The 16,502-nt window shown below is 70.1% G+C and carries 12 protein-coding genes; 8 read left to right on the top strand and 4 right to left on the bottom strand.

Going from position 1 to position 16,502, the window contains the following annotated elements; genetic code table 11:
- Window positions 1-48: 48 nt before the first annotated feature.
- Both ACZ4E1_RS36345 and eccCa read right to left on the bottom strand, forming a co-directional pair.
- Window positions 49-324: a DUF397 domain-containing protein gene (locus ACZ4E1_RS36345; RefSeq protein ID WP_467547702.1), complete on the bottom strand. Its 276-nt coding sequence runs from the start codon at window positions 322-324 to the stop codon at window positions 49-51.
- A gap of 293 nt (window positions 325-617) precedes the next feature.
- Window positions 618-4,592, bottom strand: a complete 3,975-nt coding sequence (eccCa, locus tag ACZ4E1_RS36340) for a type VII secretion protein EccCa (protein ID WP_467547629.1) — start codon at window positions 4,590-4,592, stop codon at window positions 618-620.
- 306 nt (window positions 4,593-4,898) lie between these two features.
- Here eccCa and eccD point away from each other — a divergent pair, with 306 nt between their 5' ends.
- From eccD to ACZ4E1_RS36310, 6 genes are all read left to right on the top strand, one after another.
- Window positions 4,899-6,416, top strand: coding sequence for a type VII secretion integral membrane protein EccD (eccD, locus tag ACZ4E1_RS36335; RefSeq protein WP_467547627.1), 1,518 nt, complete (start codon window positions 4,899-4,901; stop codon window positions 6,414-6,416).
- A gap of 183 nt (window positions 6,417-6,599) precedes the next feature.
- A complete protein-coding gene (gene rpsO, locus ACZ4E1_RS36330; RefSeq protein ID WP_188336506.1) occupies window positions 6,600-6,887 on the top strand; it encodes a 30S ribosomal protein S15 in 288 nt (95 codons plus the stop codon).
- 304 nt (window positions 6,888-7,191) lie between these two features.
- Entirely contained in the window at window positions 7,192-9,408 is a 2,217-nt protein-coding gene (locus ACZ4E1_RS36325; RefSeq protein ID WP_467547625.1) for a polyribonucleotide nucleotidyltransferase, read from the top strand.
- A complete protein-coding gene (locus ACZ4E1_RS36320) occupies window positions 9,405-10,784 on the top strand; it encodes a M16 family metallopeptidase (RefSeq protein ID WP_467547623.1) in 1,380 nt (459 codons plus the stop codon). The genes ACZ4E1_RS36325 and ACZ4E1_RS36320 overlap by 4 nt, the downstream gene beginning before the upstream one ends.
- Before the next feature lie 31 nt (window positions 10,785-10,815).
- A complete protein-coding gene (gene dapB, locus ACZ4E1_RS36315; protein ID WP_467547621.1) occupies window positions 10,816-11,571 on the top strand; it encodes a 4-hydroxy-tetrahydrodipicolinate reductase in 756 nt (251 codons plus the stop codon).
- A gap of 9 nt (window positions 11,572-11,580) precedes the next feature.
- Window positions 11,581-12,033 carry a hypothetical protein gene (locus ACZ4E1_RS36310; protein ID WP_467547619.1) on the top strand — a complete coding sequence of 151 codons (453 nt, stop codon included), beginning with the start codon at window positions 11,581-11,583 and terminating at the stop codon, window positions 12,031-12,033.
- Window positions 12,034-12,104: 71 nt separating this feature from the next.
- Here the strand turns inward: ACZ4E1_RS36310 and ACZ4E1_RS36305 are convergent, their stop codons facing one another.
- Window positions 12,105-12,662, bottom strand: coding sequence for a hypothetical protein (locus tag ACZ4E1_RS36305; protein ID WP_467547617.1), 558 nt, complete (start codon window positions 12,660-12,662; stop codon window positions 12,105-12,107).
- A 103-nt stretch (window positions 12,663-12,765) separates the two neighbouring features.
- Entirely contained in the window at window positions 12,766-13,005 is a 240-nt protein-coding gene (locus ACZ4E1_RS36300) for a hypothetical protein (protein WP_399129610.1), read from the bottom strand.
- Between the two features lie 434 nt (window positions 13,006-13,439).
- Between ACZ4E1_RS36300 and dapA the strand changes: the two genes are divergently transcribed.
- Window positions 13,440-14,339 carry a 4-hydroxy-tetrahydrodipicolinate synthase gene (dapA, locus tag ACZ4E1_RS36295; protein WP_467547615.1) on the top strand — a complete coding sequence of 300 codons (900 nt, stop codon included), beginning with the start codon at window positions 13,440-13,442 and terminating at the stop codon, window positions 14,337-14,339.
- A gap of 141 nt (window positions 14,340-14,480) precedes the next feature.
- Window positions 14,481-16,166 (top strand): ribonuclease J, encoded by a 1,686-nt coding sequence (locus ACZ4E1_RS36290; protein ID WP_467547613.1) that lies wholly within the window; start codon window positions 14,481-14,483, stop codon window positions 16,164-16,166.
- Window positions 16,167-16,502: the final 336 nt, after the last annotated feature.

The raw sequence follows: 16,502 nt of genomic DNA, 5'->3' as shown, positions 1-16,502 counted from the left end.
CCCGTCGTCAGGCCCGGAGGCGGGCCGCCGGGCGCGGGTGCAGGCCGGTCACTGCCCGGCGGCCGGACCCCCCTGGCCCGGCGCCGCCTCCAGATCGAACTCCCCGTCCCGCGCCCCCAGCACGAACGCCGTCCACTCCGCCTCCGTGTACCGCAGCACCGTCCCCGGCTCCAGAGAAGACCGCATCGCGACTGCCCCGCCCGGCAGATGGGCGATCTCCACGCGCTCCTCGTCCTGCTCCGTGCCGGGCGCGCTGTGCCACTCCACGCCGGAGATGTCGAGCGCGTACAGCTCGTCCTTCTCGCGCTCCTTGCGGGCCTTGATCTGCTCCGGCGTCTCCTTCGGCGTGCCGGCCGACGTCTCGGGCCGTGTCTCAGTCCGTGTCTCAGGCCGTGCCTCGGGCTGCCGAGAGCCGCGTGCCGCCTGCTGGTCCTGTGCCTCCGCCATGGTGAGCGGCCCCTTCCGGACGTCCGAACCACCGCGGCTCGCCGTGAACCGCACTGGTGGCCAGCCTACTTGCGGCGGGTACGGCGAAGGGGCCGCAGCGAGATCTCCGAAGATCTCCCTGCGGCCCCTCCACCTCACGTGCTACAGAGGGCCCGGCCCAGGTCCCGGGCTCAGTCCTCCAGACCGATCTGGACCAGCGGCTTGCCCCGCTTGCGCGAGACGAACGTGCCCCGGCCCGCCGGCATCGGCCGCGGCCGCAGACCGCCGAGCAGATCGCCCTCGGCCGGGTCACCGGCCAGGAGCACGCCCTGCGCGCCCAGTTCCTTGATGCGCTGCATGAACGCCTCGTAGCCGGCGCGGCCCGCGCCCGCCGTCGAGCGGGCGATGATGAAGCGGACGCCCACGTCGCGCGCGAACGGCAGCAGTTCGGTCAGGCCCGCCAGCGGGTTGCCGCTCGACGTGGACACCAGGTCGTAGTCGTCGATGACGACGTAGACCGTCGGACCGCTCCACCAGCTGCGGTCGCGCAGCTGCTGCGCCGTCACGTCCGCGGTCGGCGTGCGCCGCTGCATGAGGTCGGCCAGGGCGTCCATGTGGTGCGCCATCTGGTTCGACATCGGGATGTACTCGGCCAGGTGCGACTTCGGCGTCACATCGAGCAGCGAGCGCCGGTTGTCGACGACGAACAGCTTGCAGACGTCGCCGCTGTAGCGCTGCGTCAGCTGCCGGATGAGCAGCTTCAGCAGGTTCGACTTGCCGGACTCGCTCTCGCCGAAGACCAGGAAGAACGGGTCCTGCTCGAAGTCCACGAACACCGGCTCGAGGTTGTCCTCGTCGAGGCCGAACGCGATGCCCCGCTCCGGGAACCGGTCGCCCGGCGGCAGCTGGCGCGCCGGGAACTCGCGCGGCAGCAGCCGTACCGGGGGCGCGCCCGGCGCCGTCCAGTGCCGGGTCACCTCGGCGGCGAGCGCGGTCGTCGCCTCCGCCAGGTCCGTGTCCGAGGACAGACCGTCGATCCGCGGCACCGCCGCCATGAAGTGCTGCTTCTGCGGCGTCTGGCCACGACCGGGGACACCCGTCGGCACGTTGGCCGCGACCTTGCGGTCGAACTCGGAGTCCATCGTGTCGCCGAGCCGCAGCTCCAGGCGGTTCATGAGGTGGTCCTTCATGTTCGCCCGGACCTCCATGGACCGCGACGCCGTCACGACCACATGGATGCCGTAACCGAGACCACGCGCCGCCATGTCCAGGACCAGCGGCTCCAACCCCTCGTAGTCCGTGCGGAAGTTGCCCCAGCCGTCGATCAGCAGGAACACGTCGCCCCACGGCTGGTCGGTCATCGAGATGTCGCCCCGCGCGCGACGCGCGCGGAAGTCGGCGATCGACGCGATGCCCGCCGTGCGGAAGTACTCCTCGCGGCGCGTCAGCACGCCGTACACCTCGGCCGCCGTCCGGCGCACCTTCTCGGGGTCCAGACGCGAGGCCACGCCACCCACGTGCGGCAGCCCCTCGACGGCCGCGAGACCGCCACCACCGAAGTCGAGCCCGTAGAACTGGACTTCCTGCGGCGTGTGCGTCAGCGCGAACGACGCCACGATCGAGCGCAGCAGCGTCGACTTGCCGGACTGCGGGCCACCCAGGATCTGCATGTGACCGGCCGCGCCGCCGAAGTCCACCCACAGCGGGTCGCGCCGCTGCTCGTACGGCTTGTCGACAAGACCGACGGGAATCACCAGGCGGCCGGCGCCCTCGTAGCCGGGCTGCGTGAGACCGCGGCCCTGCACGGGCGCGAGGCCGGGCAGCAGCGAGTCGAGCGACGGCGGGCTGTCCAGCGGCGGCAGCCACACCTGGTGCGCCGCCGGACCCTGCGCCTCAAGGCGGCGCACGATCACGTCGAGCACCGTGTCGGCGAGCGCGTCGTCCTTCTCGTCGCGCGGGGCCTGCGCCTCCTCCTCGCGCTGCGGCGGCAGCTGCACGTACTGCACCGGCACCTGCGCGGCCGTGAACAGCACCGGGCGCCGGTCCACCGGAAGCGGCCCGCCGGGCGTGGTGACCCGCGCGGCGCCCGTGCGGTACACCCCGGAGACATAGGCCGCCTTGAAGCGCACCATCTCGTCCGTGCCGAACTTCAGGAAGCCGGAACCCGGCACGTTCGGCAGCTCGTACGCGTCCGGGACACCCAGCGCGGCACGGGACTCGGCCGCCGAGAACGTCCGCAGACCGATGCGGTACGACAGGTACGTCTCCAGGCCGCGCAGCCGGCCCTCCTCCAGGCGCTGCGAGGCGAGCAGCAGGTGCACGCCCAGCGAACGGCCGATACGGCCGATCTGGACGAACATCTCGATGAAGTCCGGCTTCGCCGTCAGCAGCTCGGAGAACTCGTCGATCACCAGGACGAGCGAGGGGATCGGCTGCAGCGGGGCACCGGCCGCGCGCGCCTTCTCGTAGTCGTGGATGTTCGCGTAGTTGCCCGCGTCGCGGAGCATCTCCTGGCGGCGGTTGAGCTCACCGCGGATGGAGTCACCCATGCGGTCGACGAGGGTCAGGTCGTCCGCCAGGTTCGTGATGACGGCCGCGACGTGCGGCATCTGGGCCATGCCGGCGAACGTGGCACCACCCTTGAAGTCCGCGAGGACGAAGTTGAGCGTCTCGGAGGAGTGGGTGACGGCCAGACCCAGCACCAGGGTGCGCAGCAGCTCCGACTTGCCGGAACCGGTGGCGCCGACGCACAGACCGTGCGGGCCCATGCCCTCCTGCGCCGCCTCCTTGAGGTCGAGCATCACGGGCCGGCCGTCGTCGCCGACACCGATCGGCACGCGCAGGCGCTCGGCCTGCGAGCGCGGGCGCCAGGTGCGCTTGGTGTCGACGGTCGCGGCGTCGCCCAGGTTCATCAGATCGGTGAAGTCCAGGTTGGCCAGCAGCGGCTCGTCGTCGCTGTCGCCGCCGGTCGCCATGCGCAGCGGCGCGAGCTGGCGGGCGAGCGCCTCGGCGCCCGCGTACGACAGCACGTCGGGCGTGCCCTCGTAGACCATGCCGTGCGCCGACTCCAGGCGCAGCATCTTCGGGTGCACGACGATCGACAGGTCACCGCGCCCGGCACTGAGGTCGCCGGGGACGACCTCCAGGACCGTCACACCCTGAAGGCCTTCGGGGGAGGCCAGGATCGAGGTGGGCGGCAGGGAGACGCCGTCCAGGACGACCACCAGATGCGGCTGCTCGGGGACCGGGGCGCCACCGGGGTGGAAGCGCGGGCGGCCCTCCAGGCGCGGGGTGAGCAGCTCCTCCAGCTCCACCGGGTCGGTGGTGATGAGGCGGCGGCTGCCCGCGCCGTCGGCCTGGCCCGGCACCTGGGAGTGCGGCAGCCACTTGGCCCACTCCCACTCGCCGACCGTCTCGCGCCCCGCGGCGACCGCGACGACGAGGTCCTCGGGGGAGTGCAGCGAGGCCAGGGAGGCGGCCACGGCGCGCGCGGTGCCGCGCACGGTCGCCGGCTCGCCGCTCACGGACACGTGGTAGAAGGCGCGCAGCGAGACCGCCATCGGCAGGTCCTCGAGCGTGCTGTGCGTCGCCAGGAAGCGCTGCATGGCGCCGGCGGTCAGCGGCTCCAGCTCGTCGACCGGGGCGGTCTGCGGCGGCACCAGGGGAGTGGCCAGGCCCTGCGCGCCGAGCCCGACGCGCACCTGCCCGAAGTCCTCGTCACCGGTGCGGCGCTCCCAGACGCGACTGCCCTCGGCGACCAGCGCCCACAGTTGCTCGGGCGAAGGGTGCAGGTAGTACTGCGCGTCGCGCTGCTTCCTGGCGGTGCCGAGCGCGTCACGGCGCGTCTGCGACAGGTAGCGCAGGTAGTCGCGGCGCATGTCCGCCATCTGTCCCTGGTTGCCCCTGCGGTAGCGGACCAGCATCGCGACGCCCATCGCGATGGTCGACGCCACCATCACCATGCCCATGATGCGCATGAACGGCGGTGAGTTGGGGTTGAAGAAGAACACCACCGAGCCGCCCATGCCCAGCATGGGCAGGATCTGCATCAGGGCGCCTTCCTGCTGCCCCCGCGGAAGCTCCGGCGGAGGCTGCAGCACCACCTCTTCCGTGGGCACCTCGGACGGCAGTGCCCGAGGTGGGCGCTTGACGACGATGTGGCTCACTTAGCACCAATTCCCTTGCCGGACCGAGCTTTTCCGTCCGCCGCCCCGTGTCAGGCGGACGTCGATCGCGGTTCGCGATCCTACTGACAACCACGGACAACGGCGGGCGGTAGGGTGCCGGAGGTACGTGTGAGCAGTTGCGAATGAGCCCGGGAAAATCGGGCATTGCACGCGGTTCGGAACGTGTGGTTCCCACTCGGCCCGGGCGGAACGGCCCGTGTGACCGGCCCTGCGCCACAGCACAGGCCAACGTACACAGGATCTTTACAGAAGGCCTTCGCGAACAAGGGGGAACAGCAGGTGAGCATGACGGCCTCCGCGCCGGCCGGCCGGACCGGCGCAGCGGGTCCCGGAGCTCCCGCGTCTGCGGGTACGGGCCTCGGTTTCTGCCGCGTCACGATCGTGGCGCCCGACAGCCGCATCGACGTGGCGCTGCCCGACGACGTGCCGGTCGCCGACCTGTACCCCGAGATCCTGCGGCTCTCCCAGCAGAGCCCGGCCGAGGGGGCGCCCGTCGGCTACCACCTCGTACGCCGCGACGGCACGGTCCTCGACAGCGCCCGCTCCTTCGCGGCGCAGCGCATCCTGGACGGCGAGCTCCTCACGCTGCGCCCGTTCTCCGAGTCGCTGCCGCCCGCGGTCTACGACGACGTGTCCGAGGCCGTCGCCTCCGCCGTCACCAAGGACCGCACCCTGTGGAGCGGCGACCTCACCCGCGCGGCGGGCCTCGTGGCCGGCGGCATCCTGCCCGCCCTCATGGCCTTCGTCGCGTGGAACTCCGAGATCCGCCACGACATGAACAGCCTCCAGGGCATCCTGGCCGCCGTCGCCGGTGTCCTGCTGATCACCCTGGCCTGCGTGCGGGGCCGCGTCTACGACGACCGCGGCTCGGCCGTCGCCCTCGGCCTCGGCGCCCTGCCGAACATCGCGGTCGCCGGCTCGGGGCTGCTCCCGCTCTCCGAGGGGCAGGGCATCGGCCGGCTCCAGTTCCTGCTCGCCTGTGCGGCGGTCCTGGTCGCCTCCGTGGTGCTCACCCTCGTCTCGCCCGGCGGTGACGGGCCCTTCGTGGCGTTCGTCTTCGCCTCGCTGATCGGCCTGATCACCACCTTCATCGCGATCCTCACGCACCTGAAGCCGATCGAGACGGCCGCCATCGGCGCGCCGCTCTCCGTGAGCGCCCTCGCGTTCCTGCCCGGCCTCTCCATGCGCTTCGCCCGGCTGCCCATCGGCTTCGAGCCGCCGAACCCGGGCCGCGCCGGCTACGACACGACCGCCGACCCGTCGGGTGTCCACGAGGCCGTCGACGCCGAGCGCGTCGCCGCCCAGGCCCGCCGCGGCCACGAGCTCCTCGTCGGCCTCGTCGGCGGCTGCGCGCTCGTCTCCGTGGGCTCGTCGATCGTCCTGGGCTTCTCCAGCGACGTGTGGGGGCAGCTGCTCGCCCTCGCCACGGGTGTCGCGATGCTGATGCGCGCGCACCTCTTCCGCTACACGGCGCAGGTGGGCGCCACGCTCGCCGCCGGTCTCGCCGCGCTCGTCTTCCTCGGACTCGGCCTCGCGCTGCACCCGCCGGTCGACTACCTGCGCGACGCGATCTTCAAGAACGACACCACGGCCCTCGACATCCGCACGGTGTGGATCATCGCGGCGATCGGCGCGGCCACCGCCCTGGTGACCTCGATCGGCCTCATCACCCCGCGTCGCGGCGTCACCCCCTTCTGGGGCCGCTTCCTGGAGATCGCCGAGACGTTCGTCCTGCTCACGCTGATCCCGCTGGCCCTGGCCGTCTTCGACGTCTACGCGTCGGCACGGGCCATGACCAGTTAGCGAGGACCCCGGTCGGGGGCGCACCCGGCGGCTGGTACGCTGTGTGACGGCCGTTTGTGTACGCGCCCCCGGCATCGGCTGGGAGCAGCGCCCAGCGGATCCCCGCCTCCCGAGTTGTGGAAGCTCTCCTGAGATGCAGACCAGGGGCACTCGGCGGCAAAGAAGACTCTACGAGGAGTAAGCGTGGCTCTCGACAACGCTACGAAGAAGCAGATCATCGCCGAGTTCGGCCAGAAGGAGGGCGACACGGGCTCTCCCGAGGTTCAGGTGGCCATGCTCTCCCGCCGTATCTCGGACCTGACCGAGCACCTCAAGACGCACAAGCACGACCACCACTCCCGTCGTGGTCTGCTGATCCTGGTCGGCCAGCGTCGCCGCCTCCTGCAGTACCTGGCCAAGAAGGACATCGCGCGCTTCCGTGTCCTGGTCGAGCGCCTCGGCATCCGCCGCGGTGCGGCCGGCGCCCGATAAGACGCCGAAGGGGGAGCGGTTCCCGATTGAGGGGGCCGCTCCCTTTGCTGTACGTGCGCACTGTCACACAGGCTTTGTAGTCTGGTGACGTACGAGTACGCGGGACGCGTGCTCGAGACGAGGAACAGCGCAGCCCTCGCCGCCGCCGGTCCTCGGTAGTGGCCCCCGGAGACGCAAGAGGATCCCCGGGTGCTTCGATCGAAGACCGGCCCGCTCCAAGGCGCGCTGCTCCGTTCGTCCCCCTGCCACACGGGCAGTACGGGACAAAAGACGAATACAGACGAAAGCAACGGAGAAAACGCTAGTGGAGAACGAGACCCACTACGCCGAGGCCGTCATTGACAACGGCTCCTTCGGCACCCGCACCATCCGCTTCGAGACGGGCCGTCTGGCCCGCCAGGCCGCCGGCTCCGCCGTCGCCTACCTCGACGACGACACGATGGTCCTCTCGGCCACCTCGGCCTCGAAGAACCCCAAGGACCAGCTCGACTTCTTCCCCCTGACGGTGGACGTCGAGGAGCGGATGTACGCCGCCGGCAAGATCCCCGGCAGCTTCTTCCGTCGTGAGGGCCGGCCCTCCGAGGACGCCGTCCTCACCTGCCGCCTCATCGACCGCCCGCTGCGCCCGTCCTTCAAGAAGGGCCTGCGCAACGAGATCCAGGTCGTCGCGACGATCATGGCGCTCAACCCCGACCACCTGTACGACGTCGTCGCGATCAACGCCGCGTCCGCGTCCACTCAGCTGGCCGGTCTGCCCTTCTCCGGCCCGGTCGGCGGCGTCCGCGTCGCGCTGATCAACGGCCAGTGGGTCGCGTTCCCGACGCACACCGAGCTCGAGGACGCCGTCTTCGACATGGTGGTCGCCGGCCGCGTCCTCGAGGACGGCGACGTCGCGATCATGATGGTCGAGGCCGAGGCCACCGAGAAGACCATCCAGCTGGTCGCGGGCGGCGCCGAGGCGCCGACCGAGGAGGTCGTCGCCGCCGGTCTCGAGGCCGCGAAGCCCTTCATCAAGGTGCTGTGCAAGGCCCAGGCCGACCTCGCCGCCAAGGCCGCGAAGCCGACCGCCGAGTTCCCGATCTTCCTGGACTTCCAGGACGACGTGCTCGAGGCCCTCACCGCCGCCGTCAAGCCCGAGCTCTCCGCCGCCCTCACCATCCCGGGCAAGCAGGACCGCGAGGCCGAGCTGGACCGCGTCAAGGGTCTGGCCGCCGAGAAGCTCCTCCCGGAGTTCGAGGGCCGCGAGAAGGAGATCTCCGCCGCGTACCGCGCGCTGACCAAGTCCCTGGTCCGCGAGCGCGTCATCAAGGAGAAGAAGCGCATCGACGGCCGCGGTGTCACCGACATCCGCACCCTGGCCGCCGAGGTCGAGGCCATCCCGCGCGTGCACGGCTCCGCCCTGTTCGAGCGTGGCGAGACCCAGATCCTGGGCGTCACCACGCTGAACATGCTGCGCATGGAGCAGCAGCTGGACACCCTCTCCCCGGTGACCCGCAAGCGCTACATGCACAACTACAACTTCCCGCCGTACTCCGTCGGTGAGACGGGCCGCGTCGGCTCCCCCAAGCGCCGCGAGATCGGCCACGGCGCGCTCGCCGAGCGCGCGATCGTGCCGGTCCTGCCGACGCGCGAGGAGTTCCCCTACGCGATCCGCCAGGTCTCCGAGGCCCTCGGGTCCAACGGCTCGACGTCCATGGGCTCGGTCTGCGCCTCCACCATGTCGCTGCTGAACGCCGGTGTGCCGCTGAAGGCCCCCGTCGCCGGTATCGCCATGGGTCTGATCTCCCAGGAGATCAAGGGCGAGACGCACTACGTCGCCCTGACCGACATCCTCGGTGCCGAGGACGCCTTCGGCGACATGGACTTCAAGGTCGCCGGCACCAAGGACTTCGTGACCGCCCTCCAGCTGGACACGAAGCTCGACGGCATCCCGGCCTCCGTCCTGGCCGCCGCCCTCAAGCAGGCCAAGGACGCCCGCCTCCACATCCTCGACGTGATGATGGAAGCGATCGACGTCCCGGACGAGATGTCCCCGAACGCGCCGCGGATCATCACGGTCAAGATCCCGGTCGACAAGATCGGTGAGGTCATCGGCCCCAAGGGCAAGATGATCAACCAGATCCAGGAGGACACCGGCGCCGACATCACGATCGAGGACGACGGCACCATCTACATCGGTGCCGCCGACGGTCCGGCCGCCGAGGCCGCCCGCGCCACGATCAACGGCATCGCCAACCCGACCATGCCGGAGGTCGGCGAGCGCTACCTGGGCACCGTCGTGAAGACGACGACCTTCGGTGCGTTCGTGTCCCTGCTCCCGGGCAAGGACGGTCTGCTGCACATCTCGCAGATCCGCAAGCTCGCCGGCGGCAAGCGCGTGGAGAACGTCGAGGACGTCCTCGGTGTGGGCCAGAAGGTCCAGGTCGAGATCGCCGAGATCGACTCCCGCGGCAAGCTCTCCCTGATCCCCGTGGTCGAGGGCGAAGAGGGCGACGACGCGAAGGACGACACCGACAAGTGACGTCCCGTAGCACCAAGGCGACGGCCCGCACCTCCTCGGAGGCGCGGGCCGTCGCCCGTACCCAAACCCTGATCAAGGGCGAGAACGGCATCGGTACGGTCCGCAGGACCACGCTCCCCAGCGGCCTGCGCATCGTCACCGAGACCCTGCCCTCCGTCCGCTCGGCGACCTTCGGCATCTGGGCCCACGTGGGCTCCCGTGACGAGACGCCGACCCTGAACGGCGCGACGCACTACCTGGAGCACCTCCTCTTCAAGGGCACGCGCAAGCGCAGCGCCCTCGACATCTCCGCCGCGATCGACGCGGTCGGCGGCGAGATGAACGCCTTCACGGCGAAGGAGTACACGTGCTACTACGCGCGCGTGCTCGACACCGATCTGCCGCTCGCCATAGACGTCGTCTGCGACATGCTGACCGGCTCCCTCATCGAGGAGTCCGACGTCGACGCCGAGCGCGGCGTCATCCTCGAAGAGATCGCCATGACCGAGGACGACCCGGGCGACTGCGTGCACGACCTGTTCGCGCACACGATGCTCGGCGACACCCCGCTGGGCCGCCCGGTCCTCGGCACGGTCGACACGATCAACGCGCTCAGCCGCGGCCAGATCAGCCGCTTCTACAAGAAGCACTACGACCCGACGCACCTCGTCGTGGCCGCCGCGGGCAACGTGGACCACAACAAGGTGGTCCGGCAGGTCCGCGCCGCCTTCGACAAGGCGGGCGCCCTCGGTGACGCCCTCGCGGAGCCCGTCGGCCCGCGTACGGGCCGCAAGAGCCTGCGCGCCGCCGGCCGTGTCGACGTCATCGGCCGCAAGACCGAGCAGGCCCACGTCATCCTCGGCATGCCGGGCCTCGCCCGCACCGACGACCGCCGCTGGGCGATGGGCGTGCTCAACACGGCGCTGGGCGGCGGCATGTCCTCCCGCCTCTTCCAGGAGGTCCGCGAGAAGCGCGGCCTGGCCTACAGCGTGTACTCGTACACCTCCGCCTTCGCCGACTGCGGCCTGTTCGGCGTGTACGCGGGCTGCCGCCCGAACCAGGTGGACGACGTCCTGAAGATCTGCCGCGACGAGCTCGACCTGGTCGCGCGGGAGGGCCTGAGCGACGACGAGATCAGCCGCGCCATCGGCCAGCTCTCCGGCTCCACGGTCCTCGGCCTGGAGGACACCGGCGCGCTCATGAACCGCATCGGCAAGAGCGAGCTGTGCTGGGGCGAGCAGATGTCCGTCTCCGACATGCTGGAGCGGATCGCCGCGGTGACCCCCGACGAGGTGCGCGAGGTGGCCCGCGAGATCCTGGGACAGCGTCCGTCCCTGTCGGTCATCGGCCCGCTCAAGGACAAGCAGACCGCCCGTCTGCACGCAGCGGTCGCGTAACACCCGCACTGACAGAAGGAACTGGGAGAACATGAGCAAGCTGCGCGTGGCGGTCCTCGGGGCCAACGGCCGTATCGGTTCCGAGGCGGTCCGTGCCGTCGAGGCCGCCGAGGACATGGAGCTCGTGGCCGCCCTCGGCCGCGGCGACAAGCTGGAGACCCTCACGGAGTCCGGCGCCCAGGTCGCGGTCGAGCTGACGACGCCCGACTCGGTCATGCGGAACCTCGAGTTCTGCGTGCGCCACGGGATCCACGGTGTCGTCGGCACGACGGGCTGGACCGAGGACCGCCTCGCTCAGCTGAACCAGTGGCTCGCGGACTTCCCGTCCACCGGCGTGCTCATCGCGCCGAACTTCTCCATCGGCGCCGTGCTCACCATGAAGTTCGCCGAGGCCGCCGCTCCGTACTTCGAGTCCGTCGAGGTCATCGAGCTGCACCACCCGAAGAAGGTCGACGCCCCCTCGGGCACGGCCGCCCGTACGGCGCAGCTCATCGCGGCGGCCCGCGAGAAGGCCGGCAGCGCGCCGCAGCCCGACGCGACCGCCACGGCGCTCGACGGAGCGCGCGGCGCGGACGTGGACGGCATCCCCGTCCACTCGGTGCGTCTGCGCGGTCTCCTGGCCCACCAGGAGGTCCTCCTGGGCGCCGAGGGGGAGACGCTGACCATCCGCCACGACTCGCTGCACCACAGCAGCTTCATGCCGGGCATCCTGCTGGGTGCGCGCAAGGTCGTGACGACCCCGGGCCTCACCTTCGGCCTGGAACACTTCCTCGACCTGAACGGCTGACCCACGGCGATGCGCGCGAAGATCACCTATGCCGTCACGGCCGCCGTCCTGGTCGTCTACTTCGTCCTGGCCGGCGACCGCGGCGTCATGCTCATCCGCCAGGGCACCGCGCTGACGATCACCTTCGGCGTCGCGGTGCTGATCCTCCCGGTGATCGGCCTGTGGTTCCTGTGGGCGAACACCCGGTTCGTCCAGAAGGCCAACCATCTGGCCGAACTGCTGGAGGCCGAGGGCGGACTGCCCGTCGACGAGCTGCGGCGCGACCAGTACGGCCGCATCGACCGCGACTCCGCCGACGAGGTCTTCGCCCGCCGCAAGGCCGAGACGGAGGACGAGCCCGGCGACTGGCGCTGCTGGTTCCGCCTGGCCGTCGCCTACAAGGACGCCCGGGACACCCCACGCGCCCGTAAGGCGATGCAGCGCGCGATCGCCCTCCAGGAGGGACGCACGGTCGAGGCCTGACCGGACAGACACATGCGAGAGGGGCCGCACCGGATCGGTGCGGCCCCTCTCGCGTATGTCCGCGCGTGCGGTCAGCGCTGCGGCCGGTACTCCTCGGCCCACACCTCGACGCTGTCGGCGGCGCGCTCGAACGCGGTGGAGCGCCCCAGGAAGTCACCGTTGTGACTCGTCAGCAGCGTCGCCTGCTCCCCCTGCCGGTCCCGCCGTACGAGGGTCAGGGCCTGCCCCTGGACCGTGCGGGGCAGTCCGAGCCAGCGCACCGGCTGCTGCACCGTACGGACGGTCACCACCGCGTTCCACGGGGCCGTCCGGGTCCGCAGGAACGCGACGTGGCGCACGCCGCGCGCGCTCACCCAGGTGCCCATGCGCAGCAGTCGCAGCGCGGCCACGATGATCAGCACGGCGAGCGCGCCGCACAGCGAGGCCGCCAGGAGGTCCCCGGCGACGGCGATGATCACCGCGGCGACCAGCACGTACGAGGCGAGCAGCAGCAACAGGGCGGAGGCGGCCACCCGGTAGGGCCCCGGTCGGTAGGGGCGACGCCACTGGTCCCGGTCGTCGAAGGGCAGCGCAGTGTCCGCCGCGGCCTCCTCGAAAGCACGGTCGGCCGTCAGAAAGGGCAGGGGCACGACTGGTCCTCACTCGCTCCACGCTGGATGGGCTCTGTGCCCGGTGAGGCTACCTACGCGTGCCCCGGCCTTCCACCTCAGGGGGCCGTACGAGCGGTCGGTGTCAGCGACCGTCCGACGCCTCCGACGTCTGCGTGTGCCCGGGAGCCTGGTCCTGCGACAGGGCCGGCATGCCGAACATCAGCGAGGCGACGAGCCCGCCGACGACGGTCAGCCCCACCAGGGCGCGCCCGGCGAACTGCCCGAAGGTGAGGCGCTCGCGCGCGGGCGGCGTCACATTGCTGCGGAACCTGTCGGCTTCAGCGACGAAGGCGAACGGTACGGGCTCGCGCCGACGAAACATGGGCGGTGCTTCTCCTCAGAAGGTCGAACGAACGGAGTCGAACGAACGGTGTGCACCTACACAGACGCTCGAACGCCCCGAAAGGTGCCCTGTTTCGCCGATTTCTCTGAAGTTCGCTCATCTTCACCAGAGATCGTCAGGGATCACCGGAGATCACCGGGGATCACCAGGGATCACCAGGGATCACAGGGGATCGCCGCAGATGAGCCCGTGCAGGCTCCCACTCCGCGCCGTGAGCCCGAGCGGTACAGATGTGCGGATCATCCGCGCGAAGTGTCCGTATTGCGGCATTTCGTAAAGTTCATCTAGCCTGATCAAACGGACCCGGTACTGCCTGAACCCCCGAGCAGGCAGTGCCGGGATCCCACTTTGTCGTGAGTTGTCGCCGCCCCCGAGGGGGGACCCGGTGCTGAGCAGCGAGTAGCGTGTTACCCATGGCTCCGACCTCGACTCCGCAGACCCCCTTCGGGAGGGTCCTCACCGCCATGGTCACGCCCTTCGCGGCGGACGGCGCACTCGACCTCGACGGCGCGCAGCGGCTCGCCGCCCACCTGGTGGACGCAGGCAACGACGGCCTGATCGTCAACGGCACCACCGGCGAGTCCCCGACCACCAGCGACGCGGAGAAATCGGACCTCGTACGAGCGGTGGTCGAGGCGGTCGGCGACCGCGCCCACGTCGTCGCGGGCGTCGGCACGAACGACACGCATCACAGCATCGAGCTCGCCCGCGCCGCCCAGAAGGCCGGCGCCCACGGCCTCCTCACGGTCACGCCGTACTACAACAAGCCCCCGCAGGAGGGCCTGTACCGCCACTTCACGGCGATCGCCGACGCGACCGAACTGCCCGTGATGCTGTACGACATCCCGGGCCGCAGCGGCGTGCCGATCAACACGGACACGATCGTCCGGCTCGCCGAGCACCCGCGCATCGTCGCCAACAAGGACGCCAAGGGCGACCTCGGTCGCGCCAGCTGGGCCATCGCCCGCTCCGGCCTCGCCTGGTACTCCGGCGACGACATGCTCAACCTGCCGCTGCTGTCCGTCGGCGCCTGCGGCTTCGTCTCCGTCGTCGGCCACCTCGTCGCCCCCGACCTGCGCGCCATGCTCGACGCGTACCTGTCGGGTGACGTACACAAGGCGACGGAGATCCACCAGAAGCTGCTCCCTGTCTTCACCGGCATGTTCCGTACCCAGGGCGTCATCACCACGAAGGCCGCTCTCGGCCTTCAGGGCCTGCCCGCCGGACCGCTGCGGCTTCCCCTCGTCGAGCTGACCGCTGAGGAGACCGCCCAGCTCAAGATCGATCTTGCCGCCGGCGGGGTACAGCTCTGACAACAGACTTGGCAAAGCTTCACAACTGAACAACACAAGAAGAGCAAGACCGAAGAATTACCAAGACAACTGCTAACTGCACGAACGTCACGCGCGCCACGTGCCCGACAGGTACGTGGCGTGCGTGGTGAGGAGAGTCTTTTGAGTCATCCGCATCCTGAACTCGGCGCCCCGCCGAAGCTCCCGAAGGGCGGCCTGCGCGTCACCCCGCTCGGCGGCCTCGGTGAGATCGGCCGCAACATGACCGTCTTCGAATTCGACGGCCGTCTGCTGATCGTCGACTGCGGAGTGCTCTTCCCCGAGGAGGAGCAGCCCGGAATCGACCTGATCCTGCCGGACTTCACGTCCATCAGGGACCGCCTCGACGACATCGAGGGCATCGTCCTCACGCACGGGCACGAGGACCACATCGGTGCTGTCCCGTACCTGCTGCGCGAGAAGCCGGACATCCCGCTGATCGGCTCCAAGCTGACCCTCGCCCTGATCGAGGCGAAGCTCCAGGAGCACCGGATCCGGCCGTACACGCTGGAGGTCGCCGAGGGCGACCGCGAGCGGCTCGGCCCGTTCGACTGCGAGTTCATCGCGGTCAACCACTCGATCCCGGACGCGCTGGCCGTCGCCATCCGCACGCCCGCCGGCATGGTGGTGCACACCGGTGACTTCAAGATGGACCAGCTCCCGCTGGACCGTCGCCTGACCGACCTGCCGACGTTCGCGCGGCTCGGCGAGGAGGGCATCGACCTGCTCCTCACCGACTCGACGAACGCCGAGGTCCCGGGCTTCGTCCCGCCCGAGCGCGACATCTCGAACGTGATCCGCGGCGTCTTCGCCTCGGCCCGCAAGCGCATCATCGTCGCCTCGTTCGCCAGCCATGTGCACCGCATCCAGCAGGTCCTGGACGCGGCGCACGAGTACGGCCGCCGCGTCGCGTTCGTCGGCCGCTCGATGGTCCGCAACATGGGCATCGCCCGCGACCTCGGTTACCTGAAGGTCCCCGCCGGGCTCGTCGTCGACGTGAAGACGCTCGACGACCTCCCCGACGACGAGGTCGTCCTCGTCTGCACGGGCTCCCAGGGTGAGCCGATGGCCGCGCTGTCGCGCATGGCCAACCGCGACCACCAGATCCGCATCGTCTCCGGCGACACGGTGATCCTGGCGTCCTCGCTCATCCCCGGCAACGAGAACGCGGTCTACCGCGTGATCAACGGCCTGACCCGCTGGGGCGCGAACGTCGTCCACAAGGGCAACGCCAAGGTCCACGTCTCGGGCCACGCCTCGGCCGGCGAGCTGCTGTACTTCTACAACATCTGCAAGCCGAAGAACCTGATGCCGGTCCACGGCGAATGGCGCCACCTGCGCGCCAACGCCGAGCTCGGCGCCCTCACCGGCGTCCCGCACGACCGCATCGTCATCGCCGAGGACGGCGTCGTCGTCGACCTCGTCGGCGGCAAGGCCAAGATCGTCGGCAAGGTCCAGGCCGGATACGTCTACGTCGACGGCCTCTCCGTCGGTGACGTCGGCGAGCCGGCGCTGAAGGACCGCAAGATCCTCGGCGACGAGGGCATCATCTCGGTCTTCGTGGTCGTCGACTCCAGCACCGGCAAGATCACCAGTGGTCCCACGGTGCAGGCACGCGGTTCCGGTATCGAGGATTCGGCGTTCACGGCCGTCATCCCCCGGATCCAGGAAGTCCTGGACAAGTCGGCCCAGGACGGCGTCGTCGAACCCCACCAGCTGCAGCAGCTCATCCGCCGCACGCTGGGCAAGTGGGTCTCCGACACCTACCGCCGGCGCCCGATGATCCTCCCGGTCGTCGTCGAGGTCTGACGGACCGTCTGGAGCGCGTCTGGAGCGGGGCCCCTCGATTTGCATCGGGGCGCCCCGCTCCAGTACGTTTACGGCTCCGCCTGAGGGGAACCCGGCGCACTCACGTGCCCGATCCGGTTCTCCGAGCGGATGGAAAGACCGCCTCAGAATCTCTGATAAAGTCGGTCGAGCCGAAAGGGAAAGCGCGAAAGCGAATCCCGGAAGGCAAAAGCAGGAAAACTTCCGAGGAAATCGGCCGGTAAAACGGTCTGATAGAGTCGGAAACGCAAGACCGAAGGGAAGCGCCCGGAGGAAAGCCCGAGAGGGTGAGTACAAAGGAAGCGTCCGTTCCTTGAG

The organism is Streptomyces sp. NPDC025806 (genome assembly GCF_055558275.1).
This window is presented reverse-complemented; position numbering and strand designations above follow the sequence as displayed.

Excerpts from the sequence above, each read along its gene's own strand:
- eccD (WP_467547627.1), top strand. The coding sequence starts at position 4,899 with ATGACGGCCTCCGCGCCGGCCGGCCGGACCGGCGCAGCGGGTCCCGGA.
- dapA (WP_467547615.1), top strand. The coding sequence starts at position 13,440 with ATGGCTCCGACCTCGACTCCGCAGACCCCCTTCGGGAGGGTCCTCACC.
- ACZ4E1_RS36300 (WP_399129610.1), bottom strand. The coding sequence starts at position 13,005 with ATGTTTCGTCGGCGCGAGCCCGTACCGTTCGCCTTCGTCGCTGAAGCC.
- ACZ4E1_RS36310 (WP_467547619.1), top strand. The coding sequence starts at position 11,581 with ATGCGCGCGAAGATCACCTATGCCGTCACGGCCGCCGTCCTGGTCGTC.
- dapB (WP_467547621.1), top strand. The coding sequence starts at position 10,816 with ATGAGCAAGCTGCGCGTGGCGGTCCTCGGGGCCAACGGCCGTATCGGT.